At 72.1% G+C, this 25,264-nt stretch carries 28 protein-coding genes; 17 read left to right on the top strand and 11 right to left on the bottom strand.

Annotated features, from left to right (window positions below; translation table 11 throughout):
• The first annotated feature begins 138 nt into the window (after positions 1 to 138).
• The 5 genes from deoC to AB0J42_RS27280 are packed head-to-tail and all read left to right on the top strand — an operon-like array spanning position 139 to position 4,825.
• Positions 139 to 1,068, top strand: coding sequence for a deoxyribose-phosphate aldolase (gene deoC, locus AB0J42_RS27300; protein WP_364299246.1), 930 nt, complete (start codon positions 139 to 141; stop codon positions 1,066 to 1,068).
• The gene (locus AB0J42_RS27295; protein ID WP_364299244.1) at positions 1,068 to 2,504 is read left to right on the top strand and encodes an aldehyde dehydrogenase family protein; all 1,437 of its coding nucleotides are present in this window, start codon (positions 1,068 to 1,070) and stop codon (positions 2,502 to 2,504) included. The genes deoC and AB0J42_RS27295 overlap by 1 nt, the downstream gene beginning before the upstream one ends.
• The gene (locus tag AB0J42_RS27290; RefSeq protein WP_364299242.1) at positions 2,494 to 2,691 is read left to right on the top strand and encodes a hypothetical protein; all 198 of its coding nucleotides are present in this window, start codon (positions 2,494 to 2,496) and stop codon (positions 2,689 to 2,691) included. Before AB0J42_RS27295 ends, AB0J42_RS27290 begins: the two co-directional genes overlap by 11 nt.
• Complete coding sequence (locus tag AB0J42_RS27285) at positions 2,684 to 3,529, top strand: aldehyde dehydrogenase family protein (RefSeq protein WP_364299240.1); 846 nt, start codon at positions 2,684 to 2,686, stop codon at positions 3,527 to 3,529. The genes AB0J42_RS27290 and AB0J42_RS27285 overlap by 8 nt, the downstream gene beginning before the upstream one ends.
• Positions 3,530 to 3,547: 18 nt before the next feature.
• Positions 3,548 to 4,825, top strand: a complete 1,278-nt coding sequence (locus AB0J42_RS27280) for a VCBS repeat-containing protein (protein WP_364299238.1) — start codon at positions 3,548 to 3,550, stop codon at positions 4,823 to 4,825.
• 102 nt (positions 4,826 to 4,927) lie between these two features.
• Here AB0J42_RS27280 and AB0J42_RS27275 read toward each other — a convergent pair whose 3' ends face one another.
• The 3 genes from AB0J42_RS27275 to AB0J42_RS27265 are packed head-to-tail and all read right to left on the bottom strand — an operon-like array spanning position 4,928 to position 7,410.
• Positions 4,928 to 6,370 carry an amidase family protein gene (locus AB0J42_RS27275; RefSeq protein ID WP_364299236.1) on the bottom strand — a complete coding sequence of 481 codons (1,443 nt, stop codon included), beginning with the start codon at positions 6,368 to 6,370 and terminating at the stop codon, positions 4,928 to 4,930.
• Between the two features lie 19 nt (positions 6,371 to 6,389).
• Positions 6,390 to 6,569 (bottom strand): hypothetical protein, encoded by a 180-nt coding sequence (locus AB0J42_RS27270; protein ID WP_364299234.1) that lies wholly within the window; start codon positions 6,567 to 6,569, stop codon positions 6,390 to 6,392.
• Complete coding sequence (locus AB0J42_RS27265) at positions 6,562 to 7,410, bottom strand: SPFH domain-containing protein (RefSeq protein ID WP_364299232.1); 849 nt, start codon at positions 7,408 to 7,410, stop codon at positions 6,562 to 6,564. Before AB0J42_RS27265 ends, AB0J42_RS27270 begins: the two co-directional genes overlap by 8 nt.
• Before the next feature lie 56 nt (positions 7,411 to 7,466).
• Between AB0J42_RS27265 and AB0J42_RS27260 the strand changes: the two genes are divergently transcribed.
• Entirely contained in the window at positions 7,467 to 7,598 is a 132-nt protein-coding gene (locus tag AB0J42_RS27260) for a hypothetical protein (protein ID WP_364299230.1), read from the top strand.
• 14 nt (positions 7,599 to 7,612) lie between these two features.
• Positions 7,613 to 8,524: a pyridoxal-phosphate dependent enzyme gene (locus AB0J42_RS27255; protein WP_364299228.1), complete on the top strand. Its 912-nt coding sequence runs from the start codon at positions 7,613 to 7,615 to the stop codon at positions 8,522 to 8,524.
• Between the two features lie 7 nt (positions 8,525 to 8,531).
• Here the strand turns inward: AB0J42_RS27255 and AB0J42_RS27250 are convergent, their stop codons facing one another.
• From AB0J42_RS27250 to AB0J42_RS27240, 3 genes are read right to left on the bottom strand one after another with little or no spacing between them, the layout of a single operon-like run.
• Positions 8,532 to 9,161 carry a hypothetical protein gene (locus tag AB0J42_RS27250; protein WP_364299226.1) on the bottom strand — a complete coding sequence of 210 codons (630 nt, stop codon included), beginning with the start codon at positions 9,159 to 9,161 and terminating at the stop codon, positions 8,532 to 8,534.
• Complete coding sequence (locus AB0J42_RS27245) at positions 9,161 to 11,770, bottom strand: ATP-dependent helicase C-terminal domain-containing protein (RefSeq protein ID WP_364299224.1); 2,610 nt, start codon at positions 11,768 to 11,770, stop codon at positions 9,161 to 9,163. The genes AB0J42_RS27250 and AB0J42_RS27245 overlap by 1 nt, the downstream gene beginning before the upstream one ends.
• Positions 11,757 to 12,074 (bottom strand): metalloregulator ArsR/SmtB family transcription factor, encoded by a 318-nt coding sequence (locus AB0J42_RS27240; protein WP_364299222.1) that lies wholly within the window; start codon positions 12,072 to 12,074, stop codon positions 11,757 to 11,759. Before AB0J42_RS27240 ends, AB0J42_RS27245 begins: the two co-directional genes overlap by 14 nt.
• An 83-nt stretch (positions 12,075 to 12,157) precedes the next feature.
• On the opposite strand from AB0J42_RS27240, the gene AB0J42_RS27235 reads away from it, so the two are divergent.
• A complete protein-coding gene (locus AB0J42_RS27235; RefSeq protein WP_364299220.1) occupies positions 12,158 to 13,294 on the top strand; it encodes an MFS transporter in 1,137 nt (378 codons plus the stop codon).
• 50 nt (positions 13,295 to 13,344) lie between these two features.
• Here AB0J42_RS27235 and AB0J42_RS27230 read toward each other — a convergent pair whose 3' ends face one another.
• Positions 13,345 to 14,172: an undecaprenyl-diphosphate phosphatase gene (locus AB0J42_RS27230; protein WP_364299343.1), complete on the bottom strand. Its 828-nt coding sequence runs from the start codon at positions 14,170 to 14,172 to the stop codon at positions 13,345 to 13,347.
• Positions 14,173 to 14,275: 103 nt separating this feature from the next.
• Positions 14,276 to 14,767 carry a hypothetical protein gene (locus AB0J42_RS27225; protein WP_364299218.1) on the bottom strand — a complete coding sequence of 164 codons (492 nt, stop codon included), beginning with the start codon at positions 14,765 to 14,767 and terminating at the stop codon, positions 14,276 to 14,278.
• A gap of 75 nt (positions 14,768 to 14,842) precedes the next feature.
• On the opposite strand from AB0J42_RS27225, the gene AB0J42_RS27220 reads away from it, so the two are divergent.
• From AB0J42_RS27220 to lipB, 4 genes are all read left to right on the top strand, one after another.
• Positions 14,843 to 15,757: an AraC family transcriptional regulator gene (locus AB0J42_RS27220; protein WP_364299216.1), complete on the top strand. Its 915-nt coding sequence runs from the start codon at positions 14,843 to 14,845 to the stop codon at positions 15,755 to 15,757.
• On the top strand, positions 15,754 to 16,266 hold the full coding sequence (locus AB0J42_RS27215) for an HAD domain-containing protein (RefSeq protein WP_364299214.1): 513 nt from the start codon (positions 15,754 to 15,756) through the stop codon (positions 16,264 to 16,266). The genes AB0J42_RS27220 and AB0J42_RS27215 overlap by 4 nt, the downstream gene beginning before the upstream one ends.
• Positions 16,267 to 16,328: 62 nt before the next feature.
• Positions 16,329 to 16,511 (top strand): PspC domain-containing protein, encoded by a 183-nt coding sequence (locus AB0J42_RS27210; protein WP_364299212.1) that lies wholly within the window; start codon positions 16,329 to 16,331, stop codon positions 16,509 to 16,511.
• A 17-nt stretch (positions 16,512 to 16,528) separates the two neighbouring features.
• Positions 16,529 to 17,164 (top strand): lipoyl(octanoyl) transferase LipB, encoded by a 636-nt coding sequence (gene lipB, locus AB0J42_RS27205; protein ID WP_364299210.1) that lies wholly within the window; start codon positions 16,529 to 16,531, stop codon positions 17,162 to 17,164.
• Positions 17,165 to 17,332: 168 nt separating this feature from the next.
• Here lipB and AB0J42_RS27200 read toward each other — a convergent pair whose 3' ends face one another.
• Genes AB0J42_RS27200 through AB0J42_RS27190 form a run of 3 tightly spaced genes read right to left on the bottom strand, consistent with a single transcriptional unit; the run spans position 17,333 to position 18,631 of the window.
• Positions 17,333 to 17,878: a type 1 glutamine amidotransferase domain-containing protein gene (locus AB0J42_RS27200; RefSeq protein ID WP_364299208.1), complete on the bottom strand. Its 546-nt coding sequence runs from the start codon at positions 17,876 to 17,878 to the stop codon at positions 17,333 to 17,335.
• Between the two features lie 34 nt (positions 17,879 to 17,912).
• Complete coding sequence (locus tag AB0J42_RS27195) at positions 17,913 to 18,284, bottom strand: Pr6Pr family membrane protein (protein ID WP_364299206.1); 372 nt, start codon at positions 18,282 to 18,284, stop codon at positions 17,913 to 17,915.
• Positions 18,281 to 18,631: a DUF2809 domain-containing protein gene (locus AB0J42_RS27190; protein WP_364299204.1), complete on the bottom strand. Its 351-nt coding sequence runs from the start codon at positions 18,629 to 18,631 to the stop codon at positions 18,281 to 18,283. Before AB0J42_RS27190 ends, AB0J42_RS27195 begins: the two co-directional genes overlap by 4 nt.
• A gap of 28 nt (positions 18,632 to 18,659) precedes the next feature.
• Between AB0J42_RS27190 and AB0J42_RS27185 the strand changes: the two genes are divergently transcribed.
• The 5 genes from AB0J42_RS27185 (at position 18,660) to AB0J42_RS27165 (ending at position 25,115) form a co-directional block, all read left to right on the top strand.
• A complete protein-coding gene (locus tag AB0J42_RS27185; RefSeq protein WP_364299202.1) occupies positions 18,660 to 20,285 on the top strand; it encodes an ABC-F family ATP-binding cassette domain-containing protein in 1,626 nt (541 codons plus the stop codon).
• A gap of 120 nt (positions 20,286 to 20,405) precedes the next feature.
• A complete protein-coding gene (locus AB0J42_RS27180) occupies positions 20,406 to 22,211 on the top strand; it encodes an ABC transporter substrate-binding protein (RefSeq protein ID WP_364299200.1) in 1,806 nt (601 codons plus the stop codon).
• Positions 22,208 to 23,254 (top strand): ABC transporter permease, encoded by a 1,047-nt coding sequence (locus AB0J42_RS27175; protein WP_364299198.1) that lies wholly within the window; start codon positions 22,208 to 22,210, stop codon positions 23,252 to 23,254. Before AB0J42_RS27180 ends, AB0J42_RS27175 begins: the two co-directional genes overlap by 4 nt.
• Positions 23,251 to 24,135, top strand: a complete 885-nt coding sequence (locus AB0J42_RS27170) for an ABC transporter permease (RefSeq protein WP_364299196.1) — start codon at positions 23,251 to 23,253, stop codon at positions 24,133 to 24,135. The genes AB0J42_RS27175 and AB0J42_RS27170 overlap by 4 nt, the downstream gene beginning before the upstream one ends.
• Positions 24,132 to 25,115 (top strand): ABC transporter ATP-binding protein, encoded by a 984-nt coding sequence (locus tag AB0J42_RS27165; protein ID WP_364299194.1) that lies wholly within the window; start codon positions 24,132 to 24,134, stop codon positions 25,113 to 25,115. Before AB0J42_RS27170 ends, AB0J42_RS27165 begins: the two co-directional genes overlap by 4 nt.
• The last annotated feature ends 149 nt before the right edge of the window (positions 25,116 to 25,264 follow it).

Below are 25,264 nucleotides of genomic sequence, written 5' to 3'. Positions count from 1 at the left end.
CTTCAAGGTTCGGCCTAAGGCCCGCCCCGGCACATCGGGTGGATGCCCTATCTGTGCCGGTTCCCCCATACCTAGGACGGAAAGGGATCCGGTTTGGACGTAGGGACACCGGTCAGCGATGCTGTGAGGGTGTCAATTGTGACGACCTCGCTCGCGGACGTCGTCTCCTCCGGAGCCACCCTGCGAGCATTCCTGCACGGCCTGCCCGGCGTCGACCGGGTCGGCGCTGACCAGCGAGCCGCGACGCTCGGCACCCGTTCCATCAAGACCACCGCCAAGGCCAGAGCGATAGACCTGGCCATCGGCATGGTCGACCTCACCACGCTCGAAGGCGCCGACACCCCCGGCAAGGTGCGCGCGCTCTGCGCCAAGGCGCGCCACCCGGGAGAGGGCGCACCCCCGGTGGCCGCGGTCTGCGTCTACCCCGACCTGGTGCACGTCGCCGCCCGCGAGCTGACCGGCTCGGGGGTGAAGGTGGCCTCGGTGGCCACCGCGTTCCCCAGCGGCCGCTCGTCGCTGGAGGTGAAGGTGAGCGAGACGGAGCTCGCCGTCGCCGCCGGCGCCGACGAGATCGACATGGTGATCGACCGCGGCGCGTTCCTCGCCGGCGACTACCTCAAGGTGTACGAGGAGATCGCCGCGGTGAAGGAAGCCTGCGGCGAGGCCCACCTCAAGGTGATCCTGGAGACCGGCGAGCTGGCGACCTACGACAACGTACGACGCGCGTCCTGGCTGGCCATGCTGGCCGGGGGCGACTTCATCAAGACGTCCACCGGCAAGGTGTCCCCGGCGGCGACCCTCCCCGTGACCCTGATCATGCTGGAGGCGGTGCGCGACTTCCGCGACGCCACCGGGCGGCAGGTGGGCGTCAAGCCCGCCGGCGGCATCCGCACCACCAAGGACGCGATCAAGCACCTCGTCCTGGTCAACGAGACCGCGGGCGACGACTGGCTGTCCCCCGACTGGTTCCGCCTCGGCGCCTCCTCGCTGCTGAACGACCTGCTGATGCAGCGCCAGAAACTCGCCACCGGCCGCTACGCGGGCCCCGACTACTTCACCCTGGACTGATGGCGATGTCGATATTCGAGTACGCTCCCGCGCCCGAATCGCGCGACGTCGTCGACCTCAAGCCGTCCTACGGCCTGTTCATCGGCGGCGAGTTCGTCGACGGCTCCGGGCCGTCGTTCAAGACCGTCAACCCCGCCACCGAGGAGACGCTGGCCGAGGTCGCCTGCGCCTCCGCCGACGACGTCGACCGCGCCGTGCGGGCGGCGCGCAAGGCCTTCGACGCCTGGAGCGGGCTGCCGGGCGCCGAGCGGGCCAAGTACCTGTTCCGGATCGCCCGCCTCATCCAGGAACGCGCCAGGGAGCTGGCCGTCCTGGAGTCCCTCGACAACGGCAAGCCGATCCGCGAGTCCCGCGACGTCGACGTGCCGCTGGTCGCCGCCCACTTCTTCTACTACGCGGGCTGGGCGGACAAGCTCTCCTACGCCGGTCTCGGGCCCGACCCGCGGCCGCTGGGCGTGGCCGGGCAGGTCATCCCGTGGAACTTCCCGCTGCTCATGCTCGCGTGGAAGATCGCGCCCGCGCTGGCGTGCGGCAACACGGTGGTGCTCAAGCCCGCCGAGACGACCCCGCTGACCGCTCTGCTGTTCGCGGAGATCTGCCGGCAGGCCGAGCTGCCGCCTGGGGTGGTCAACATCGTCACCGGCGCGGGCGAGACCGGCGCCGCCCTGGTCGCCCACCCCGACGTGAACAAGGTGGCCTTCACCGGCTCCACCGAGGTCGGCCGGACCATCGCCCGCGCGGTGGCCGGCACCGGCAAGAAGCTCACGCTGGAGCTGGGCGGCAAGGCCGCGAACATCGTGTTCGAGGACGCCGCGCTCGACCAGGCGGTCGAGGGCATCGTCAACGGCATCTTCTTCAACCAGGGCCACGTCTGCTGCGCGGGCTCGCGCCTGCTGGTGCAGGAGTCCGTCCAGGACGAGCTGCTGGCGGCGCTCAAGCGCAGGCTGGCCACGCTCCGGCTGGGCGACCCGCTCGACAAGAACACCGACATCGGCGCGATCAACTCGGCCGAGCAGCTGGCCAAGATCCGGCAGCTCGCCGAGTCCGGCGAGTCGGAGGGCGCCGAGCGCTGGTCGCCCGCCTGCGAGCTGCCCGAGCGGGGCTACTGGTTCCCGCCCACCCTGTTCACCGGGGTGGCGCAGTCCCACCGCATCGCACGCGAGGAGATCTTCGGGCCGGTGCTGTCCGTCCTCACCTTCCGCACGCCCGCCGAGGCGGTCGAGAAGGCCAACAACACCCCGTACGGCCTGTCGGCGGGGATCTGGACCGAGAAGGGATCGCGCATTCTCTGGATGGCCGACAAGCTCAGGGCCGGCGTGGTGTGGGCCAACACGTTCAACCGCTTCGACCCCACCTCGCCGTTCGGCGGCTACAAGGAGTCGGGGTACGGGCGCGAGGGCGGTCTCCGCGGACTGGAGGCCTACCTTGACGTGTGACCACCGCAACTACCGCCGGCGCCTCACCCGCGCCCAGGCCACCCGCGGCCACGGCTACGCCCGCCCGGGCCGTCCCGTCCGCACCGGCTGGTACGCCCACCGCTGCGGCGTGAGCCGGTGCGGCCAGGTGTTCGTGCCGGTCGAGACAGCCCAGGAGATCACGTGGAGGGGGCGCGGCGATGAGTAGGTTGGCCGTACGCAAGACCTACAAGCTGTTCATCGGCGGGGCGTTCCCGCGCTCGGAGAGTGGGAGGTCCTATCCCGTGACCTCGCCGAAGGGCGACTTCCTCGCCAACGCGTCCCGGGCCTCGCGCAAGGACGCCCGCGACGCGGTGTCGGCCGCCCGCAAGGCGTTCCCCGGCTGGTCCGGCGCCACCGCCTACAACCGCGGTCAGATCCTCTACCGCATCGCGGAGATGCTGGAGGGCCGCCGCGCCCAGTTCGCCGACGAGCTGGGCATGGGCAGGAAGGCCGCGCTGGAGTCCGTGGACGCGGCGGTCGACCGGCTGGTCTGGTACGCGGGCTGGTCCGACAAGATCGCGTCCGTCCACAGCACCGCCAACCCGGTGGCCGGGCCGTACTTCAACCTGTCCACGCCCGAGCCGACCGGCGTGGTCGCGGTGGTGGCGCCCGCCGACCCGCTGCTCGGGCTGGTCTCGGTGGTGGCCCCGGTGATCGTCACCGGCAACACCTGCGTGGTGGTCGCCGCCGAGCGGACCCCGCTCCCGGCGATCACCCTGGCCGAGGTGCTGGCCACGTCCGACCTGCCGGGCGGGGTGGTCAACATCCTCACCGGCCACCAGGCGGAGCTGGCCCCCTGGCTGGCCTCGCACATGGACGTCAACGCCCTGGACCTGACCGGCGTGACGGACCCCGACCTGGCGCTCCGCTGCGAGCAGGACGCGGCGGAGAACCTCAAGCGGGTGTTCGTCCCGTCCGGCGACGACTGGTCCGCCGACCCCGGCCTGAGACGCATGACGGCTTTCCTGGAGACCAAGACGGTCTGGCACCCGATGGGAGTCTGAGAGCGTTAGGGTCGTGCCGTGTTACGACGGGTGACGATCTGGCTGACGGCGGGCCTCCTGCTCGCGAGCTGCGGCGCCGAACCGCCCCGCGCCTCCCCGCCGGACCAGCCCTCGTCACCCGTCTTCCCGTCAGCCCAGCCCTCGTCGCCCGCCACCGTCACGCCCACGGCCTCCGCGCCTGAGCGCGGGGGAGGCGGGCGCGCGGACGACTTCGACGGCGACGGCCGCGCGGACCTGGTCGTCGAGGGCCGCACCCGCGACGACCTGCCGTTCCGTACGGTCGTCCACGGCTCGCCGCGCGGCCTCGACCCGGACAGGCAGACCGACGCCACGTCGGAGACGTCCTGCTTCATCCTGTTCGACCAGACCAACTGGGCGGCCGACTTCGACGGCGACGGCCACGGCGACCTGCTGGGAGCCGTCCGGCTGAGCGAGGACCGGAATCGTCCGTGCGTCCTGTGGGGCCCGGACCGGCAGGCTCCGGTCCAGGTGACGGCGGAGAAGAACGTGGACGCCCACCACGCCGTCGCCGGGGATTTCGACGGCGACGGCTTCGCGGACGTGGCGATGCCGGCCACGCCGGAAGGCGGCTTCTTCACGTCGGAGCTGGTCGTCCTCTACGGCCCGTTCGGCCGTGACGGGAAACCGGCCCGCCGGACCGTCCAGCCGTCGCCGTCGGGCGAGGAGTTCTGGCGGCTGACCGCCGACCGGATCGACGGCCGGCGGGCGACCGGGCTGCTCGTGCACGAGCCCGACGACGGCGAGCAGACCGCCGCCTGGCTGCTCCGCCCCGGGCCCGGCGGGCTGGAACGGACGGGCCGCAAGCTGAATGACGGGTTGTCGGCCGCGTTCGGCGACTTCGACGGCGACGGCGCCCGGGACGTCGCGGTCGGCGACGACGGCAGCCGCAACGACGAGCCCGGCTACGAGACCGAGCCGCCCGCCGTCCACCACAAGCTGACCGTCCACTACGGCGACGGCCGCACCGCGACGTTCGGCGGCACCGCCGGCCCGATCGCCGCCGGCGACTTCGACGGCGACGGCCGCGACGACCTCGCCTTCGGCGGCGGGCACGAGTACGGCGAGCGGGGGCGGGTCCTGGTCTTCCGGGGCGCCCCCGGCGGCCTGCGCCCCGGCAGCGCGCTCGACGGCGTGGGCCCCGCCAGGCCGCGGACCGCGGGCGACTACGACGGCGACGGCGACGACGAGCTCATCCTGTCCCACGGCACCGGCCCCGTCGAGATCGTCGTGACGGACGGGCGCAGGGTGCTGTCCCGCTTCACCGTCCCGGCCTGACCCAGCCGGAGAACCCCGGCGGCACGGATCTGCGCACCCTCGCAGTGGGCGCCGACTCAGCCGGAGAAGCCCGGCGGCATGGATCCGCGCACCCTCACCGACTCAGCCGGAGAACCCCGGTGGCCGGATCGGCGGATGGGCGCTCTGCAACTGGGCGGCCAGGCCCAGCAGGTGAGGTTCGCCGCCCGGTGGGGCGATGAGCTGCACGGCGATCGGCACGCCCGTGGAGTGGGTGGCGACCGGGACCGCCATCGCGGGCCAGCCGCACATGTTCCACGCGCCCGTCGCCGAGGCGTACCGGACGTTGACCAGGGCGTTCCGCACGAAACCCCGCTCGCCCCACCGCTCCGCCTTCGGCGGGACCGCGGCCAGGGCGGGCGTGATGAGCACGTCGGCGTCCCCGAACCACTGGTCGGCGCCGTAGCCGCGCCACCGGTCCCGGCCCTGGTCGCCGTTGGCGCCCAGGCGGTTCAGCAGCCGCCCCGCCCTGGCCAGCGCGCGGGTGCGGCGCTCCAGCGCGCGGGCGTCGTACGGCGCGGCCGACTCGGCGGCCCTGGACAGCCAGGCGGCGATGGTGGCGGTGGCCAGCCAGAAGGGGAGCCGGTTCGCCCGTTCGACCACCGTGTGCCCGGCCCGGCGCAGCGTCTCCGCCGCCCCGCGCACCGCCGCGCGGAACTCGCCGTCCATCGGCGCCCCCACCGGCAGCGGCTGCGGCACGTACGCCACCCGCAGGTCGAACGGCTCCGGCCCGTCCTTCGGCGGCGGCGGCTCCCAGACCGCCTCGTCGTCGGCCCACACCGACCGGAGCGGCGGCCGGGTCGGTTCGGTGCGCTGCCCGGACCGCCACGCCTCGGCCAGCGACGGATCCCCGGCCAGCACGGACAGCATCAGCGCCAGGTCGGGGACGTTCGCGGCGATCGGCCCGTTCTCCGTCAGCCCCCGCCAGTCCTCCGCCGGGGCCGGCACCAGCCCCGAGCCCGGCTTGATGGCCACCACGCCGCAGCACGCCGCCGGGATGCGCAGCGACCCCATGCCGTCGTTGCCGACCGCGAGCGGCACCATGCCCGCCGCCACCGCCGCCGCGCTGCCGGACGACGACCCGCCCGCCGTCCGCGCGGGGTCCCAGGGGTTGCGTACGGTCCCGTACACGCTGTCGCCGAAACCCACGAGCATCAGCTCGGGGACGTTCGTCAGCCCGATCACCACCGCGCCCGCCGCCCGCAGCCGCGCCACCGTCTCGTGGTCGGCGGCCTGGGGGTCGGCGGAGGAGGCCGCGGAGCCCAGCCGCATCGGCTCCCCGGCGACCTCCAGGTTGTCCTTGACCGCGACCGGGACGCCGGCCAGCGGCAGCTCCGACAGATCGGTCCGGTCCTGCACCGCCTCCGCTTCCTTCAGCACGCGCTCGCGCACGACGCGGAACGCGCCCACGCGCGGATCGCGCTCGGCGATCACGCGCAGATGATCCTCGGCCACCGCCGCGGCCGCTGCCTTTCCCTGACGTACGGCCGCCGCGATCTCCCTGGCGGACCTGCCTGCCCACGACATGCCTAGAGTGTGCAGGTTTCTACTCCTCAGCGCGAGGTGCTTTGCGCGGCTTCTGCTCCCTGCCCGCCTGTTTGAGCGCGAGCCGCAACGCGTACTCGATCTGTGCGTTGACGCTGCGCAGGTCGTCGGCCGCCCACTTGGCGATCGCCTCGTAGACGGCCGGGTCCAGGCGCAGCAGGAGCTTCTTACGCTCAGCCATACAGACTGCCGGTGTTCACCACCGGCTGGGTTGCTCGGTCGCCGCACAGGACGACCAGGAGGTTGGAGACCATCTGCGCCCTCCGCTCCTCGTCGAGGTCCACCACGCCCTCGGCCGACAGCCGGTCGAGCGCGAGCTGAACCATACCCACCGCGCCCTCGACGATCCGGGTGCGGGCCGCCACGACCTGGCCGGCCTGCTGGCGGACCAGCATGGCCTGGGCGATCTCGGGGGCGTAGGCGAGATGGGTGATGCGGGCCTCGATGATCTCGATCCCGGCCAGGTCGGTGCGGTCGCGCAGCTCGGCGGTCAGCTCGGTGGCCACCTCGGCGCCGTCGCGGAGGCTGGTCCGCTCGGCGTCCTGGGCGTCGTACGGGTGAGTGGTGGCGAGGTGGCGGACCGCCGCCTCGGACTGGATCGCGATGTACTCCTCGTAGTCGTCGACCGAGAACACGGCCTTGGCGGTGTCGATCACCTTGTAGACCACGACGGCGGCGATCTCGACCGGGTTGCCGTCGGCGTCGTTCACCTTCAGCTTGGCCGTCTCGAAGTTGCGCACCCGCAGCGTGACCTTGCGCTTGGTGGTCAGCGGCAGCACCCACTGGAATCCGGCGTCGGAGACCGAGCCGACGTAGCGGCCGAGGAACTGCACCACCTTGGCCTCGTTCGGGTTGACGATCGTGAAGCCGGTCGACGCCAGCGACACCAGCACGACCCAGATCGCGCCGAGCACGATCAGCGTCGGCTCCGAACCGATCCCGGCGAGCAGCGCCGCGACGCCCAGCACCAGCAGGACGAGCACCACCACAAAGCCGTTGACCTTGAACGCCCGTCGCTCCATCAAGCCTCCCTGCTATCGAAGTGATATCACTATGCTATCCCACTAGGCTCGGCCGCGTGCATCACGATTCCGCCTCGCTGGCGGTCGGCCAGCGCTCACTCGGAGACCCCGGCATCGCCTATCCGCCCCGGCCCCCGCTCACCCGCGGCGGCCCGCGCCCACCCTCGGCGAGGGCGGCACCCCGCTGATCGAGGCGTGCGGCGTGCACGTCAAGGACGAGTCACGCAACCCGACCTGGTCGCACAAGGACCGCCTCAACCGCGTCACCGTCAGCGCCGCGCTCACCGAAGGCGCCCCCGGCGTCGTCGTCGCCTCCTCCGGCAACCACGGCGCCTCGGCCGCCGCCTACGCCGCCCGCGCCGGGCTGCCCGCGATCGTGCTCGCCTCCGCGAACTCGCCCGCCGCCGTCCGGTCCTTCGTGCGGGCGTACGGGGCGGCCGTGTTCAGCGTGCCGATCGAGCGGCGCTGGCCGCTGCTGCGGGAGATCGTGGACCGGCTCGGCTACCACCCCGTCAGCAACCAGACCGTCACCCACACCGGCCACCCGTACGGCCCCGAGGGCTACAAGACGATCGCGTACGAGCTCTTCGTCCAGCTCGGGCGGGCGCCCGCCGCCGTGTTCGCGCCGACCGGGTACGCCGAGCTGCTGTACGGGATCTGGAAGGGCTTCTCCGAGCTGCGGCGGCTCGGGGTGGCCGAGACCGCGCCCCGGATGTTCTCCTGCGAGCCCGCCGGAGGAGGGCCGAACGCGCGGGCCGTCGCCTCCGGGGCTCCCGCCGCGGTCGTCGGCGACGCTCCTACGGACGCGTACGGGATCGCCTGCACCGTCGGCGGCCACCGGGGCGTGCGGGCGGTGCTGGACAGCGGCGGCGGCGCGGTCCTGGTCACCGACGCGGAGATGCGCGCGGCCCAGCGCGACCTGGGCCGGGAAGGGCTGTGGCAGGAGCTGTCCGGCGCGGCCGGGCTGGCCGGTTATCGGAAGCTGGGGGTGGCGTTCGGCGGGCCGGTGGTGTGTGTGGGGACGTCCAGCGGGTTCAAGGACCTCGGCGCCGGGGTGGCGGAGATCCCCGAGGCGGCCACGTTCGAGGAGGTGCTGGCTCACCTTCCGGCCTAGCGCTCCGCTAGGGCTTCGCCCACACGCGCAGCGGGCCGATCGGGGTGAAGCCGTGTGCCGCGGCCGGGGCGGGGTCGGTTTCGTAGCCGACCAGGTCGCGGCCGGGGAAGAGGGCGGCGGCGGTCGCGACGGCCGCCGGCCAGGGGTCGTCGCCGAACAAGTTCGAGATGCCGGCCGTCCGGCCGCCGGGGGTCTCGTTGAGCACGCACCCGCCTTCCGGGCCGGTCACGATCTTGACGGCCGGGTCGGCGAGCAGTGCCGCCGGGAACAGGCCCGGCTCCTCGCCCCAAGCCCGCTCCCAGGCCCGCAGCGCCTCCTCGTCCTGGACCACCTTCCAGCTGTGTGCTCCGGGGGTGGCGCCGGGGCGGTGGATCCAGGTGGCCTCGAAGAGGAGGTCGAAGCCGGGCGGGGTGAGGGTGGCGAAGCTGTCCTTGATCGAGGCTCCCGGGGTCGCGTCGATGCGGGGGAGGACGTCGGCGGGTGTGGCCTCGGGGGAGAGGGTGACGGCGTCGGGGTAGTAGGGCGGGGTGCGGCGCGGGTTGGTCCACGCCCTCTCGGTGAACGCGCCGGGCAGGCCGTGGGCGCGGCACAGGACGTCGCACCAGGCGGCGTTGTTGAGGGCGGCTTCCTGGATCATTACGTCCTCCGGGACGCCGATCGGCTTGTGCGCCGGGTGGGGGTGGCTGTGAGGGGGTCCTCGGGCCAGGGGTGTTTGGGGTAGCGGCCGCGTAGCTCGGCGCGGACCGCGCGGTAGCCGTCGCGCCAGAACGACGCCAGGTCCGCCGTGACCGCCACCGGGCGGCCGGCGGGGGAGAGCAGGTGGACCAGCAGCGGCACGCCCGCGATCCGGGGCGCCTCCTGCCAGCCGAACAGCTCCTGCAGCTTCACCGCCAGCACCGGCTGCTCGCCCGAGTAGTCGATCCTGATGCGGGAGCCGCTGGGCACCTCGATCCGTTCCGGTGCCACCGCCTCCAGGCGCTCGCTCCACGGGACCAGGCGGTGCAGCGCCGACGCCACGTCGATCTTCTCCAGGTCGGCGCGGCGGCGGGCCCTCGACAGCTCGGGCTCCAGCCACTGGTCGGCCAGGGCGATCAGGTCGCTCACGTCCGGCCAGGGGTCGCCCGCCGCGCGGTGGCAGAACGCCAGCCGGTCCCTGACCGCTCGTGCCTCCTTCGTCCAGGTCAGCACGTTCTCGGTACGGAGCCCGTACAGGAGTGCGTCGCGCACGTCGGCGTCCGGCAGCGGCGTGGCCGACAGCTCGATCGCGCCCAGCCGTTCGACCAGGCGCGCCGTCACGTCTCCCCGCTTGGAGCCGGGCGGCGTCTTCCAGGCGACCTCCTCCTCGACGGTCACCGGGTACGCCCGCCTGGCGATCTCCTCGTCGATCACCACCGCCTGCCGGATCCTCGCCGACGCCGACCCGGTGGGACGGTCGGCCACCGCGATGGCCAGCCACTCCGCGGACGCCAGTTTCGACCCCTCGGCGAGCTGCGCCTCCGTCCCCGACGCCATCAGATACCCGCCACCCCGCCGCCGCGCCACCCTCTCAGGAAACGCCAGCGCCACGGCGACCCCGGCCACCTCATCCTCGGTGGCTCGCCCCGCAATAAGAGGGGGCGCGCCGTCATCACTCCTCCGCCCGGAAGTGGGGGTCGTCATGTCGTCCTCGGTCGCCGGCCCCGCGGCAGGAAGCCGCGTGCTGTTGTCGCCTCTCCGCCCCGGAGCGGTGTCCTCGGTGCTTCGTCTCGGGGCGGGAGGCTGGGTGCTGTCGGTACGGTTCGGAAACGCGCCTTCCCGGTCCTCCGCGGTCGGCTCTCGGAGTGTGGTTCGGGAGAGGCGGCGGGTTTCCGCGCGCCAGCGGGCGGTGAAGGCGTCGCGGCCACGGCGGGCGGCGCGCCAGACCTCCACCAGGTCGTCGGCCGCGTCGCGGGGAAGCTGTTCCGACAGGAGGGCGATGACCTCGGCGGCGCGGGGGCCGACGTCGAGCAGGGCGCGGGCCAGCCGGGGGTGGACTCCTGCCAGGGCCATCCGCCGCCCGCGGTCGGTCACTCGTACGCTCCCAGAGGTCGGTTCGACGGCGCCGAGGGTGCGCAGGGTGGCGAGGGCGGCGGAGAGGGCGGCGGGCGGGGGCGGGTCCAGCAGGGCCAGGTCGGAGGCGTCGGGGGAGCCCCAGCAGGCGGCCTGGAGGGCGAACGACGTCAGGTCGGCGAGGGCGATCTCCGGGCTGGGCTGGTCGGGGAGGCGGTCGTGGTCGGCGGCGGACCAGCAGCGGTAGACGGTGCCCGGAGCCTCCCGCCCGGCGCGGCCGGCGCGCTGGCCGGCCGAGGACTTGGAGACCCGCACGGTGGTGAGGGAGCCGAGGCCGCGGGCGTGGTCGGTGCGCGGCTCGCGGGCCAGGCCGGAGTCGACGACGACCCGTACGCCGGGCACGGTCAGGCTCGACTCGGCCACCGAGGTCGCCAGCACCACGCGGCGGGAGGCGCCGGGGGAGAGCACGGCGTCCTGGACCCGGGCGGGGGCCTGGCCGTGCACCTGGAGCACCTCGACGCCGTCGAGCATCCCGGCCACCCGGGCGATCTCGCCGACGCCCGGCAGGAAGCAGAGCACGTCGCCGTCCCGTTCGGCGAGCGCCCGCCGGACGACGGCGGCGACGTGCGCCAGCAGGGCGGGGTCGACGCGCAGCCCGTGCGGCGGCGCGACGGGGCGCGGCGGCGGCGCCCACACGACGTCGACGGGGTGCGTGACGGCGGACGCGGACACGACGGGACCGCCGAGCAGGCGGGCCCAGGGGTCGGCGTCGGCGGTGGCGGAGGCGGCGATGAGCCGCAGGCCGGGCCGGAGCGCGTCGCGCACGTCCAGCAGGAACGCCAGCGCCGTGTCCGCGTCCAGGTGGCGTTCGTGGCACTCGTCGAGCACGACCGCGTCCACCCCGGTCAGCTCCTGGTCGCGCTGGAGACGCTGCAGCAGCACGCCGGTGGTGACGACCTCCACCCGGGGGTCGGCGCCGGTGTGGCGCTCGCCGCGGATCGTGTAGCTGACGCCCATCCGGCGGGCCGCCGCGCGCACCGCGAGCCGCCGGGGTTCGGCCACCACCACCCGCATGCCCGCGTCGGCCAGGGCGAGCGGCACGACCGTGGTCTTGCCCGTGCCGGGAGGGGCGGTCAGGACGGCGCTGCCGTGCGCGTCCAGCGCGGTGAGCAGGTCCGGCAGCACGCGCCGGATCGGCAGGGTGTCAGACGGTGGCATGGGCGGCGGAGAGCACCGAGTCGAGCAGGCCGGGGAAGCGGCTTTCGAGGTCGTCGCGGCGCAGGCTGAGGAACTTCTGCCTGCCTTCCTGTTTGGTCGTGATCAGGCCGGCCTCGCGCAGGATGCGGAAGTGGTGGGAGGCGGTCGACTTGTGGACGCCGAGCCCCTGGCCCACCTCGCCGCAGGTCAGCTCGCCGGCGGCGGCCAGGCGGGCGACGGCCTCGAGCCGTACGGGATCGGACAGCGCCCGCAGCACCTCGGTGAGCTGGAGGTCTTCGGAGGCCGGATGGGGCAGGGCGCGCATGCCCCCAAGATACCGGTTTCGTTGTTTGACAACCATCCAACCGTGCGTCAGTTTGATGGGCATCCAATTGACTGGAGGACGTTTTGAACCGCGGGCTCTACCCCCTCGCCGCCGGGAACTTCGCCGTCGGCACCGGCATGTTCGTCACCGCCGGGCTGCTCGCCCCGATCGCCGCCGACCTCGACGTGTCCGTGGCCGCCGCCGGGCAGCTCATGACCGTGTTCGCGCTCGCGTACGCCGTGCTGTCACCGGTGCTCGCCGCGGTCACCGCGCCCTTACCGCGGCGGACGTTACTGCTGCTCGGGCTCGGCGTGTTCGTGCTGGGCAACGTGCTGACCGCTGTCGTGCCCGGATATCCGCTGGTGGTGGCCACACGGGTGCTGGCCGCCGCCGGGGCGGCCATGTTCACGCCGACCGCGTCCGGGGTGGCGACCGCGCTGGCCGGGCCGGAACACCGGGGGCGGGCGCTGGCGCTGGTGATGGGCGGGATGAGCGTGGCCACGGCCGTCGGCGTGCCGCTCGGGACGTGGATCGGGGCGGCGTACGGGTGGCGGGCCACGATCTGGCTGGTGGCGGGGCTGGCGGTGCTCGGCCTCGCCGGGGTCGCGGCGCTGGTGCCCGACGTGCGGATCGCCGTCTCCGGCAGGCTGGGGGAGCGGTTCGCGCCGCTGGCCGACCGGGGCGTGCTCGCGGTGCTGGCGACGCAGCTGATGATGTTCGCCTCGGCCTTCACCGCCTACACCTACCTCGGCGCGCTCATCGACCTGCCGCTGGCCGCCGTGCTCTGGGCGTGGGGCGCGGGCGCGGTCGTGGGCAACCAGCTCGGCGGCCGGCTCACGGACGCGTACGGGCCGCGCCGCATGGTGCTGGCGGGCCTGGCCGCGTCCACGCTGCTCATGGCCCTGATCCCGGTCGCGAACCTGGCCCTGCCCGTCGCCCTGGTCTGGGCTTTCACCTGGGGTGTGGTGGGCTGGCTGGTGGCGCCCGCGCAGCAGTACAGGGTGGTCGCGGCGCTGCCCGCGAACGTGCCGGTCGGGCTCGGCCTGCTCTCGTCGTCGCAGTACGCGGGGCTCATGCTGGCGGGCGTCATGGGCGGGCTGGCCCTCGACGGGTACGGACGAGCAGGCGTGATCACGCTGGCCGCCGCGCTCGGCCTGGTGACGGTGCTGTTCACCCTGGCGACGTACCGGCCCGCGGCCCAGCCCGTTTCAGTGAGGTAGAGAATCCTCCACCGAGGGTGGATTCTCTGCCATTTGGTGGAACTTTCCCGTCAGCCCAGGGCGGGGATCCAGCCCAGCGTCACCGCGAGGATGACGAAGAAGCCCAGCGCGATCCGGTAGACGACGAAGCCGGTGAAGCTGTGGGTGCTGATGTAGCGCAGGAACCAGGCGACGGCGGCGTAGCCGACCGCGAAGGAGATCACCGTCGCCAGGATCGTCGGCCCCCAGTCGGGGGTGTTCGCGCCGCCGATCTCCGACAGCTCGTACAGCCCCGAGGCCAGCACCGCCGGGATGGCCAGCAGGAACGAGTAGCGGGCCGCCTCCTCGCGCCGGTAGTCGAGCAGCAGACCGGCCGTGATGGTGCCGCCCGAGCGGGAGACGCCGGGGATCAGCGCGAGCGACTGGGCGAAGCCGTAGACCACCGAGTGCGGCACGTTGAGGTGCTTGGTGAGGGTGAGCTTGTTGCGCGCCGTGCGGTCGGCGAACCACAGGACGAGCGCGAACAGGATGAGCGTCGTGCCCACCAGCCGCAGGTCGCGGAAGACGCCCTCGATCTGGTGCTTGAGCAGCAGCCCGAGCAGGCCGATCGGGATGCTGCCGAGGATCACGTACCAGCCCATCCGCGCGGCGATGTGGCCGCGCAGCTCGGGCGTCCACAGGGAACGGGTCCAGGTGGTGATGATCTCCCAGATGTCCTTCCTGAAGTAGATCAGGACGGCCATCTCGGTGCCGAGCTGGATGACCGCGGTGAACGCGGCGCCGGGGTCGTCCCAGCCGAAGAGCGCCGGGAACACGCGGATGTGCGCGCTGGAGGAGATGGGCAGGAACTCCGTCAGCCCCTGCAGCAGCCCCAGCACCACGGCTTCCATCCAGCCGATCACGCCTGCACCTTCCCCCGTTAGGAGTGCACGATGTAACGAGGTGAGGCTAGCGGAAACGCGGCCCCGGCAGGCCCAGTCAGGGCGAGCCGCCGGGGCGAGTTCACCCGCCGTTCATCCAGGTCCCGGCGTTGTCCCGGGCGAAGTCCGCGAAGTCCCGCGCGGGCCGGCCCAGCGCCGCCCGCACCCCGTCGGCGACCTGGGCGTTCCGGCCGTCCAGAACCTCCGTGAACAGCTTGGTCAGCAACGCGATCTCGTCCTGCGGCACACCGTGCGCGGCGGCGCCCGCCGCGTACTCCTCGGCCGTGACCGGCACGTACGCGACCTGGCGGCCGGTCGCCTTCGACAGCTCGGCCGCCACCGCCCGCTCGGTGAACGCCCGCACGTCCTCCAGCGCGCCGGGAAAGGCCAGGTCGGGATAGTAGGAGATATAAGCGGCACGCGCCCCGTCCAGCGCCGCGTCCCACGTGCCGCGGTCCGCCCAGTCGAAGGGCGGGTTGCCCGTACGGGAACCGACCCGGACAGAGAGCGCGCCGAGCCGGTCCACGATCCGGCGGCCGGTCTTGCCCGTGCCGCCCGTTACCAAGATGGTCATGGACCCCAGTAAGCCCGCCGTCGCTGAGAGGTTCCATGGTTGTGACGCCCGAAGGCATATGCGATCGTCTCAATCATGGATCACCTGGCGGCGCTGCTCGACGGCCCGCACGCCCGCGGCGCGTTCCTGCTCCGCGTCATCCTCGACCCGCCCTGGTCGATCCGGGTGCAGGACGAGGCGCCGCTCACGGTCCTGGCGGTGGTGCGGGGCGAGGCCTCGGTGGTACGGGACGGCGTGACACAGGTGCGGCCCGGCGAGGTGGCCGTCGTCCGCGGGCCCGAACCGTACGTCGTCGCCGACCGGCCGGACACCCCGCCGCAGGTCGTCATCCACCCCGGCGAGAAGTGCACCACCCTCGACGGGAGGTCGCTCTACCAGAGCCTCGGGCAGGGCGTGCGGACCTGGGGCAACGACCGCGACGGCGGCACCGCGCTGATCGTCGGCACCTACCTCATGACCGGTGAGGTCGGCAAACGGCTGCTCCAGGCGCTGCCGCCGCTGCTCATCCAGCCCGGCGGCCCGCTCATCGAGCTGCTGGGCGAGGAGGTCGTCAAGGACGAGCCGGGGCAGGAAGCGGTGCTCGACCGGATGCTCGACCTGCTGCTCATCGCCACGCTGCGGAGCTGGTTCGCCACCCACGAGGCCCCGGCGTGGTACCGGGCGCAGAGCGACCCCGTGGTGGGCAAGGCCATGCGGATCATGCAGCACGACCCCGCCCGGCCGTGGACCGTGGCCGCGCTGGCCGCCGAAGTCGGCGTCTCGCGCGCCTCGCTGGCCCGGCGGTTCACCGAACTGGTGGGGGAGCCGCCGATGGCGTACCTCACCGGGTGGCGGCTGGCGCTCGCCGCCGACCTGCTGCGCGAACCCGACGCGACCGTGACCTCCGTCGCCCGGAAGGTCGGGTACGGCAGCCCGTTCGCGCTCAGCGCCGCCTTCAAACGGGTCCACGGCGTCAGCCCGCAGGAACACCGGGTGGGGGCGAACCGGTGAAGCCGCTGCTGCTCCTCGACGTCGACGGGGTGCTCAACCCCACCGGGCGACCCACCCCCGACTTCCGCCGCTACCAGTGCACCGTCGGCAGCACCGTCTACACCGTCCATCTCAATTACCGGCACGGCGCCCGGCTGCTGGAACTGGCGGTCGAGACCGGGGCCGAGCTGGTCTGGGCGACGACGTGGGAGCAGCACGCCAACGAGTGGATCGCGCCCCGGCTGGGGCTGCCGCCGCTGCCGGTCATCGGGATGCGGCCCGACGACGAGGGCGCGAGCCGGCACGGCGAGATGTTCAAGACCAGGCGGGTCGCCGAGTACGTCGGCGGCCGACGGTTCGTCTGGTTCGACGACCAGGTGTACCAGGAAGACGACGACTACCTCAGGGCCCGTCAGGGTACGGGCGATTTTCTACTCATCCACGTACCCCCCGAACACGGTCTGACCAGCAGACATCTGGCCGCCGCCCGGGAATGGCTGACCCTGACAGGGTTTTCTCAGGGCCGGTAGTGGGAGAAGTCAGCGAGGCGCGTTCGTCTGACTGAGTAGAACGTCGTCAACGGAGGGACACCATGTACCGCTCACGGCAGCACCGGATCCTCGCCGGCGTCTGCGGAGGCCTCGCCGACCGGTTCGGCCTCCCGCCGACCCTCGTCCGCATCCTCTGGTTGATCCTCTCGCTCTTCCCCGGGCCGATGTGGGTCGTCTACGTGGTCATGTGGATCCTCGTCCCCGAAGAGCCCAGGAAGTACTGAGGTTTATCCTTTGAGACATGAGGGCTAGGCCGCTGACACTGATCCAAGATGATCTCGTCGACTACGACAAGGCGATGGAACGCATGGCCGAGCTGGTCGACGAGCGCCAGCGCGACGCCCGGCCGGACACGCTCTGGCTGCTCAGCCACCCGCAGGTCTACACGGTCGGCCGCCGCACCCCGACATCCCACCTGCCCGACCCGTCGCGCGGCATCCCGGTCGTGGAGACCGGCCGGGGCGGGCAGCTCACCTACCACGGCCCCGGCCAGCTCGTCGGCTACCTGATCGTCAAGCTGGACGAGGACGAGCGCATCGTCGACTACGTGCGCGAGGTCGAACTGCGCCTCATCGACGCCCTCCGCGAACTCGGACTCCCCGCCGAACGTCGCGACACCCCGCCCGGCTCGGAACTCCTCACCGGCGTGTGGACGGCCGACACCGGCCGCAAGATCGTCTCGATCGGGATGCGGCAGAGCCGCGGAGTCACCAGCCACGGCTTCGCCCTCAACGTCGAGGGCGACCTGATGCCGTGGAACTGGGCGGTCGCCTGCGGCATGCCGGAAGTGGACATGACCTCCCTTGAGCGGGAACTGGGCGCGGTGTCGATGGACGCAGTCCGTCCGGTGGTGGCAGCCGCCTTCGAAGCGTCCTGACGTTGCGCCTCCGGCGTCGAACGATGGCCGAGGCCGGGGGAGCGCGAGGGGGCCGGCCCCCCGCCGGGGGTGCGGGGGCGTGCCCCCGTAGACGCTGCCTGAGCTTGTCGGCGCGGAGGGCGAAGACCGTGCGGTGAGGGGCGGATCACGGGCCGCCCCTCACGCGCGTCACCCGCCGAAGACTTCGATCGCCGTCTGGCAGAACGCCTTCAGGTCGTCCGGCTTGCGGCTGGTGACCAGTTTGTTCGGCCCGGCGTCGCAGGTCACGACCTCTTCGTCCACCCAGGTCGCACCGGCGTTGCGCAGGTCGGTCCGCAGGCTGGGCCAGGATGTGAGCGTCCGGCCGCGGACCACGTCGGCCTCGATCAGCGTCCACGGCGCGTGGCAGATGGCCGCCACCGGCTTGCCGTCCTGGAAGAACGCCTTGGCGAACTCCACGGCCTTCGGGTCCATGCGCAGGAAGTCCGGGTTGGCGACGCCGCCGGGCAGCACCAGCGCGTCGTAGTCGGCCGCCGACACCTCTTCCACGGTGCTGTCCACGGCGAACGTGTCGGCCTTGTCGAGGTGGTTGAAGGCCTGGATCTGGCCGCTCTTGGTGGAGATCAGCTTCGGGGTGCCGCCGGCCTGCTTGATCGCCTTCCACGGCTCGGTGAGCTCGACCTGCTCGACGCCCTCGGGCGCGGCCAGGAACGCGATCGTCTTGTCCTGGAGCATGATGAATCCCCCTAGTCGAGTTGTTTCCTACCCCCTATCCGTGACGTCCCGATCTATACGCGGCAACCAGCCGATACAGCCAGACCAGCGCGTACCCGGCGACCGCGAACGACGCCAGCAGAGCTCCCCCGACCAGCGCGAACCCATCCCAGCCGATCCGGTCGAGGTTCAGATACGGGTACACGTACCGCCGGGTCATCCCTTCGGGCAGCGTCCGCGCCCGGAGCACAATGAAGATCCCGTACGAGACAGGGAACGCCAGCCAGGCGACCGGGGCCGTCCAGCGGGCGGGCCGGTCGCGGTCGAGGAGCAGCCAGTCGGCGACCGCCAGTACCGGGGTTACGTAGTGCAGCAGGAGGTTGCCCAGCAGGCGCGGGTTCGTGCTGGCTCGCCAAGCGGAGATCATCTGAGCGCCCTGCTCAGCCAGAGGGTGTGCCCGGCCCACGCCGTCACCGCGCCGACCACGTACCAGAAGAGATCGGGAGGGTTGAACGTACTCCCGAGCAGCGGCTGGAGCGCCGGAGGGATGCCGGCGAGCTGGGCGAACTCGATCGCCCAGCTCAGGGCGGCGGCGGTGAGGGCCGCCGCCCACGGGCGGACGCGCGGCCATACGAGCACGACGAGCAGGTAGATCAGGACCGTGTAGAGGGCGTCGCCGGCGTACTTGGAGACCGGGCCGTCCCACAGCAGCCGGACGCCGAGCCCGAGCGCGATCGTGAGCAGGGCGGCCAGCGCGACTGGCGATCTCGACATCCGGCGCAGCCTAGTAGGCTCGCCGTACATGAGCGCGACCATGGTGGTGCGGGGCCTGGCCGCCGGTCACGGGGAGCGGGTGCTCTTCTCGGGGCTGGATCTGGTGGTGAGCCCGGGTGACGTGATCGGGCTGGTGGGGGCCAACGGCGCGGGCAAGTCGACGCTGCTGCGCATGATGGCGGGCCTCGACCGGCCGGAGGAGGGCGAGATCCGGCTCAGCCCGGCCACCGCCACCGTCGGCTATCTGCCGCAGGAGCCCGACCGCAGGCCGGGCGAGACGGTGATGGAGTTCCTGGCCCGCCGTACGGGGGTGGCGCGGGCGCAGCGGGAGATGGACGCGGCGGCGCAGGCGCTGGCCGAGCAGGTCCCGGGGGCGGACGACGCCTACAGTGTGGCGCTGGAGCGCTGGCTGGCGCTGGGCGGCCCCGATCTGGACGAGCGAGCCGAGGCGATCGGCCTGCCGGTGGCGCTGGATCAGCCGATGACCTCGCTGTCGGGCGGTCAGGCGGCCCGGGCCGGGCTGGCGTCGCTGCTGCTCAGCCGCTATGACCTGTTCCTGCTCGACGAGCCGACCAACGACCTGGACCTCGACGGGCTCGACCGGCTGGAGAGCTTCGTCAACGGGCTGCGGGCGGGCGCGGTGGTGGTCAGCCACGACCGCGAGTTCCTGGCCAGGACCGTCACCGACGTGCTGGAGCTCGACCTGGCCCAGCAGCGGATCCAGCTGTTCGGCGGCGGCTATCAGGCGTACTTGGAGGAGCGCGAGGTCGCCAGGCGGCACGCCCGGGAGCGCTACGAGGAGTACGCGCAGACCCGCGCCGAGCTGGAGGGCCGCGCCCGCATGCAGCGGGCCTGGATGGAGAAGGGCGTCAGGAACGCCCGCCGCAAGGCCACCGACAACGACAAGCTCGGCCGCAACGCCCGCGTCGAGGCGACCGAGAAGCAGGCGGCGAAGGCCCGTCAGACGGAGCGGATGCTGGAGCGGCTGGAGGAGGTCGAGGAGCCGCGGAAGGAGTGGGAGCTGCGCATGGAGATCGCCGTCGCGCCCCGCTCGGGCGCGGTGGTGGCGACGCTGCGCGGCGCGGTCGTGCGGCGGGGAGATTTCACGCTGGGGCCGGTGGATCTGGAGATCGGCTGGGCGGACCGGGTGGCGATCACCGGGGCGAACGGTTCCGGCAAGACCACGCTGCTCGGCACGCTGCTCGGCCGGATCGCGCCGGACGAGGGGCATGCCGCGCTCGGCTCCGGCGTGATGGTCGGCGAGGTCGATCAGGCGCGCGGGCTGTTCGAGGGGGAGGAGACCCTGCTCGACGCCTTCACCGCGCACTCGGGCATGAAGCCGGGCGAGGCGCGCACGCTGCTGGCCAAGTTCGGGCTGCGGGCGAATCACGTGCCGCGGCCGGCCTCGACGCTCTCGCCGGGTGAGCGCACCCGGGCCGCGCTGGCGCTGCTCCAGGGCAGGGGCGTCAACCTGCTGGTGCTGGACGAGCCGACCAACCACCTCGACCTGCCCGCGATCGAGCAGCTGGAGTCGGCGCTGGCCGGCTATCCGGGCACGCTCCTGCTCGTCACCCACGATCGCCGCATGCTGGAGGCGGTCAGCGTCGGCCGGAGGCTCGTGGTGGACCGGGGACGGGTGTCCGAGTTCCACTGAAAATTTACACCGCACAAGGAAACGAAGATGAAACAATTCTCCGTATCTCGTTGACATGCGATGTTCTTATGGTGTGCCGTGCCTTACACAGATAACCCCCCGCCTGAAGGTGAGGCACACATGAGGAAATGGCTCGCACGCCTGGCAGCGTTGGGCGTCGCGCTCTTAGTGGTGAGTCAGGGCCAGGTGGCGCTGGCGCAGGATCCCGCGGCGGGGAAGAAGGTCATCCGCGTGGGCGCGACCCAGGCCGTTGACTCCATGAACCCGTTCCTCGCCGTCCGCCTGGTGTCGTCCCAGATCCACCGGCAGATGTACAGCTTCCTGACGATCCCGGACCACAAGACGCTGCAGCCCAGCCCCGACCTGGCCGAGTCGTGGAGCAGCTCCGAGGACGGCCTGACCTGGACCTTCAAGATCCGCGAGACCAAGTGGTCCGACGGCACGCCCGTCACCGCCGAGGACGCGGCCTGGACGTTCAACAAGGTCATGACGGACGACGCCGCGAAGACCGCCAACGGCCCGGCCGCGGAGAACTTCGAGAGCGTCACCGCCAACGGCCAGGAGCTCGTCATCAAGCTCAAGGAGCCCCAGGCCTCGATGCTGGAGAACCCGATCCCGATCGTGCCCAAGCACATCTGGGAGAAGGTCGACAACATCGCCGACTTCTCGGGCGACGAGTATCCCGCCGTCGGCAGCGGCCCGTACATCGCCGTCGAGCACAAGAAGGACCAGTACGTCAAGCTCAAGGCCAACCCTGACTACTGGCGCGGCGCCCCCAAGATCGACGAGCTGCAGGTCGTCTTCTACGACAACCCGGCCGCGTCCATCATCGGCCTGAAGAACGGCGAGATCGACCTGATCGGCCGGCTCAACCCGCCGGACTACCAGTCGCTCGCGGGCGACCCGAACATCGTCCAGTGGAACCAGCAGGGCCGCCGTGCCGCGTACCTGCAGCTCAACCACGGCGCCACCACCACCGACGGCAAGGAGGTCGGCGACGGCCACCCGGCGCTGAAGGACCAGAAGGTCCGCCAGGCGCTGCACTACGCCATCGACAAGGACAAGCTCGTCGCCGAGGTGCAGAACGACCTGGCCAAGCCGGCCCACGGCTCGATCGTGCCGCCCATGTACACCGACTTCTTCTGGGAGGCCACCGGCGACACCAAGGTCACCTACGACCCGGCCAAGGCCAACCAGATCCTCGACGAGGCCGGCTACAAGAAGGGCCCCGACGGCGTCCGGACCATGCCCGACGGCGACCGCAAGCTGGAGTTCCGCTTCAGCATCCACACCGACACCCCGATCGAGGACAAGCTCGCCGAGTACCTGGCCGGCTTCTTCAAGGAGATCGGCGTCACGCTGACCACCAAGAAGCTGGAGTCCAGCAAGTTCACCGAGGAGACCGGCGTCACCGGCCTGTTCGACATCGCGATCTCCGGCTGGTCGGTCAACCCGGACCCGGAGGAGGTCCTGGCGACCCACCTGTGCAGCCGGCGGCCCACCCCGTCGGGTGAGGGCGGCGGCACCGAGTCGTTCTACTGCGACGACACCTACGAGAAGCTCTACCAGGAGCAGCTCAAGGAGCTCGACCGCGGCAAGCGGGCCGACCTCATCAAGCAGATGCAGGAGCGCCTCTACACCGACGCCCCGGTCATCGCGATCTACTACCCGAACGACCTTGAGGGCTACCGCAAGGACCGGGTCGCGAGCATCACGTCCGTGCCCGAGCAGGACGGCATCCTGTACGGCGCGAGCAGCTTCTGGCCGTTCTACTCGCTGGAAGCCGTCGAGTCCTCCGCCACGGCCGAGGAGGGCGGCTCCAACACCGGCGTCATCGTCGGCGTCGTCGGCGCCGTGCTCATCCTCGGCGCGGGCGCGTTCTTCCTGAGCAGGCGGCGCAAGTCCGTGGCGGACGACCGCGAATGACCGCACCGCTCGAAGCAGCAGAGCCCGCCGCCGCGCAGGCGGCGGGCCCCGCTGACGACCACCGCCCCGCCCGCCGCGGCCTGCTGCGCTACGCGCTCACCAAGGCCGGCGGGGCGTTGCTCAGCATCGCCATGGTGATCGTCGCGACGTTCTTCCTGTTCCGCCTCCTCCCCGGAGACCCGGTACGGAACCTCGCGCAGGGCCGCAACATGACGCCCGACCAGCTCGACCTGGAACGGCGCCGGCTCGGCCTGGACAAGCCGCTGGTCGACCAGTTCTTCGACTTCGTCGGCCAGACCCTCCGGCTCGACCTCGGCACCTCGTACGAGTACAAGCGGCCGGTCCTGGAGCTCATCGGCGAACGCCTGGGGCCGACGCTGCTGCTGGCCGGGGTGGGCCTGGTCATCGCCGTCAGCCTGGGCCTGTGGCAGGGCACCCGGGCCGGGTGGCGGCCGGGCAGCCGGTTCGACCGGTTCTCCACGGCCACCTCGCTGCTGCTGTGGTCGGTGCCGACGTTCTGGCTCGGCCTGCTGCTGCTCATGGTCTTCGGCGCCTGGCTCAAGATCTTCCCGTCGCGGGGCATCGAGAGCGTCGACGCGCCCGACGGATTCGGCTACGTCCTGGACGTGGCCTGGCACATGGTGCTGCCGTGCCTGACGCTGGTCGGCGTCGTGTACGCACAGTATCTGCTGGTCATGCGCTCGTCCCTGCTGGACGAGGTGGGCCAGGACTACATCAACGTCGCCCGGGCCAAGGGGCTGCGCGACGACGACCTGCGCCGCAGGCACGCGGTGCCGAACGCGCTGCTGCCCACGGTCACGCTGGTGTTCATGCGCATCGGGTTCGTCGTCGGCGGCGCGGTCACGGTCGAGACCGTCTTCAGCTGGCCGGGACTGGGCAAGCTCTTCTACGACGCGATCTCGGTGCCCGACTTCACACTCATGCAGGGGACGTTCATGCTCATCACGGTCGCGGTGATCATCATGAACACGCTGGCCGACGTCGTCTACCACGTCCTCGACCCGAGGGTGAGGTCCGCATGAGCGCGATCACCCGGACCCGCAGGCGGCAGGCGCTCGGCCGGTTCTGGGACGGCTTCCGCTCGCAGCGCGGCGGCATGGCCGGCCTGATCGTCCTGGGCGTGGCTGTGACGCTGGCCGTCGTCGCGCCGCTCTTCATCGACGAGGGCGTCACCAGCGTCGTCCAGAACACCGGCCCCGCCTTCGACCCGCCCAGCCTGGCCTACCCCTTCGGCACCGACGAGTCCGGCCGCTCGATCCTGCTCATGGTCTGGTGGGGCGCGCGCACGTCGCTGCTCATCGGCTTCCTGGCCGCCCTGGTCAGCGTGGGCATCGGCACCGTGTTCGGCATCGCCGCCGGCCACTTCCGCGGCTGGATCGGCGCCCTCCTCATGCGGGTGACCGACTGGTTCCTGGTGCTGCCCTCGCTGGTCACCGCGCTGGTGCTGGCGGCCATCCTGGGCGGCAGCACGTTCACCATCATCATGGCGATCGGCGTCACCTCCTGGCCGTCGACGGCCCGGCTGATCAGGGCGCAGACGCTGGCGGTGGAGGCCCGGCCGTACATCGAGCGCTCCAAGGCGCTGGGCGGCGGCCACTGGCACATCACCACCCGCCACGTGCTGCCGAACGTCGCCCCGCTGCTGCTGGCCAGCACCACGCTGGAGGTCGCCAGCGCCATCGTCACCGAGTCGACGCTGGCCTTCCTGGGCGTCTCCGCCAACAAGACCTCGTGGGGCACCATGCTCCGCGGCTCCTACGACTGGAACGCGGCCAGCGCCGGGGCCTGGTGGTACATCCTCATCCCGGGCCTGTGCATCCTCGCGGTCGTCATGGCGTTCACGCTCTGCGGCCGGGCGCTGGAGACCGTGCTCAACCCGCGACTCCGGGGGGCGAAGGCATGAGCCTGCTAGAACTGGACGACGTCTCCGTCACCTACCGCGTCGCCGAGGGCGAGGTGCCCGCGGTGCGAGGCGTGTCGCTCACGCTCGACAGCGGGGCGGCGCTCGGGGTCGCCGGCGAGTCGGGGTCCGGCAAGTCGACGCTGGCCATGGCGCTGCTGCGGCTGCTGCCGCGCGACGCCCGCATCGGCGGCCGGATCCTGCTCGACGGCGAGGACGTGCTCACCATGCGGTGGGGCCGCCTGCGCGCGGTCCGCTGGGCCGGGGCGTCGATCGTGTTCCAGGGCGCCCAGCACGGCCTCAACCCGGTCCAGAGGATCGGCGACCAGGTCGCCGAGCCGCTGCTCGTGCACGGCCTGGCCAAGCCCGGCCAGGCCGGCGAGCGGGTGGCCGAACTGCTGAGCCAGGTGGGCCTGCCCGCCTGGCGGGCGCGCAGCTACCCGCACGAGCTGTCGGGCGGCCAGCGCCAGCGCGTGATGATCGCGATGGCGCTCGCCTGCTCGCCCCGGCTCATCATCGCCGACGAGCCCACCACGGCCCTCGACGTGATGGTGCAGGCGCAGGTGCTGACGCTGATCAAGGACCTGGTCGCCGAGCACGGCATCTCGCTGATCATGATCTCGCACGACCTGTCGGTGCTCGCCGACGTCTGCGACCGGCTCGCGGTCATGTACGCGGGCCGGGTGGTCGAGCACGGCCCGTCGCGCGAGGTGTTCCACGACCCGAAGCACCCCTACAGCCAGGCGCTGGCGGCGGCCTTCCCGACCGTCGGCGACCCGGCGTCCCGGCTGGCGCCCCGCGGCCTCGGCGGCGACCCGCCGGACCCGATGGACCTGCCCGCGGGCTGCTCGTTCCACCCGCGCTGCCCGGTCGCGCTGGAGGAATGCGCGACGCTGGACGCCGAACTGTGGCCCGCCGGTGACCGCCGCGCCGCCGCCTGCGTCCACGTACGGGAGCACGGGCGCGTACAGGAGGACGCATGACACTCCCTGTGTCAACCTCAGGCAGCAACGAACTCGTTGAGCGCTGCTGCGGCACCGTGTTTGGCGGGGTCGTAGGGGACACCGTCGAGCCAGCAGCGCCAGATCACGCGGATCCAGGCGCGGGCCAGCACGCGGACGGCGTGCGGGTG

Source organism: Nonomuraea sp. NPDC049649 (genome assembly GCF_040675175.1).
GTDB lineage: Bacteria > Actinomycetota > Actinomycetes > Streptosporangiales > Streptosporangiaceae > Nonomuraea.
The sequence above is the reverse complement of the archived record's forward strand: the minus strand, read 5'-3'. Positions and strand labels throughout refer to the sequence as shown.

Bases quoted from the DNA above. Each gene is read 5' to 3' on its own strand.
- AB0J42_RS27295 (WP_364299244.1), top strand. From the start codon at position 1,068: ATGGCGATGTCGATATTCGAGTACGCTCCCGCGCCCGAATCGCGCGAC.
- AB0J42_RS27285 (WP_364299240.1), top strand. From the start codon at position 2,684: ATGAGTAGGTTGGCCGTACGCAAGACCTACAAGCTGTTCATCGGCGGG.
- AB0J42_RS27275 (WP_364299236.1), bottom strand. From the start codon at position 6,370: ATGTCGTGGGCAGGCAGGTCCGCCAGGGAGATCGCGGCGGCCGTACGT.
- AB0J42_RS27270 (WP_364299234.1), bottom strand. From the start codon at position 6,569: ATGGCTGAGCGTAAGAAGCTCCTGCTGCGCCTGGACCCGGCCGTCTAC.
- AB0J42_RS27265 (WP_364299232.1), bottom strand. From the start codon at position 7,410: ATGGAGCGACGGGCGTTCAAGGTCAACGGCTTTGTGGTGGTGCTCGTC.
- AB0J42_RS27250 (WP_364299226.1), bottom strand. From the start codon at position 9,161: ATGATCCAGGAAGCCGCCCTCAACAACGCCGCCTGGTGCGACGTCCTG.
- AB0J42_RS27245 (WP_364299224.1), bottom strand. From the start codon at position 11,770: ATGCCACCGTCTGACACCCTGCCGATCCGGCGCGTGCTGCCGGACCTG.
- AB0J42_RS27240 (WP_364299222.1), bottom strand. From the start codon at position 12,074: ATGCGCGCCCTGCCCCATCCGGCCTCCGAAGACCTCCAGCTCACCGAG.
- AB0J42_RS27225 (WP_364299218.1), bottom strand. From the start codon at position 14,767: ATGACCATCTTGGTAACGGGCGGCACGGGCAAGACCGGCCGCCGGATC.
- AB0J42_RS27220 (WP_364299216.1), top strand. From the start codon at position 14,843: ATGGATCACCTGGCGGCGCTGCTCGACGGCCCGCACGCCCGCGGCGCG.
- AB0J42_RS27210 (WP_364299212.1), top strand. From the start codon at position 16,329: ATGTACCGCTCACGGCAGCACCGGATCCTCGCCGGCGTCTGCGGAGGC.
- lipB (WP_364299210.1), top strand. From the start codon at position 16,529: ATGAGGGCTAGGCCGCTGACACTGATCCAAGATGATCTCGTCGACTAC.
- AB0J42_RS27200 (WP_364299208.1), bottom strand. From the start codon at position 17,878: ATGCTCCAGGACAAGACGATCGCGTTCCTGGCCGCGCCCGAGGGCGTC.
- AB0J42_RS27195 (WP_364299206.1), bottom strand. From the start codon at position 18,284: ATGATCTCCGCTTGGCGAGCCAGCACGAACCCGCGCCTGCTGGGCAAC.
- AB0J42_RS27190 (WP_364299204.1), bottom strand. From the start codon at position 18,631: ATGTCGAGATCGCCAGTCGCGCTGGCCGCCCTGCTCACGATCGCGCTC.
- AB0J42_RS27185 (WP_364299202.1), top strand. From the start codon at position 18,660: ATGAGCGCGACCATGGTGGTGCGGGGCCTGGCCGCCGGTCACGGGGAG.
- AB0J42_RS27180 (WP_364299200.1), top strand. From the start codon at position 20,406: ATGAGGAAATGGCTCGCACGCCTGGCAGCGTTGGGCGTCGCGCTCTTA.
- AB0J42_RS27175 (WP_364299198.1), top strand. From the start codon at position 22,208: ATGACCGCACCGCTCGAAGCAGCAGAGCCCGCCGCCGCGCAGGCGGCG.
- AB0J42_RS27170 (WP_364299196.1), top strand. From the start codon at position 23,251: ATGAGCGCGATCACCCGGACCCGCAGGCGGCAGGCGCTCGGCCGGTTC.
- AB0J42_RS27165 (WP_364299194.1), top strand. From the start codon at position 24,132: ATGAGCCTGCTAGAACTGGACGACGTCTCCGTCACCTACCGCGTCGCC.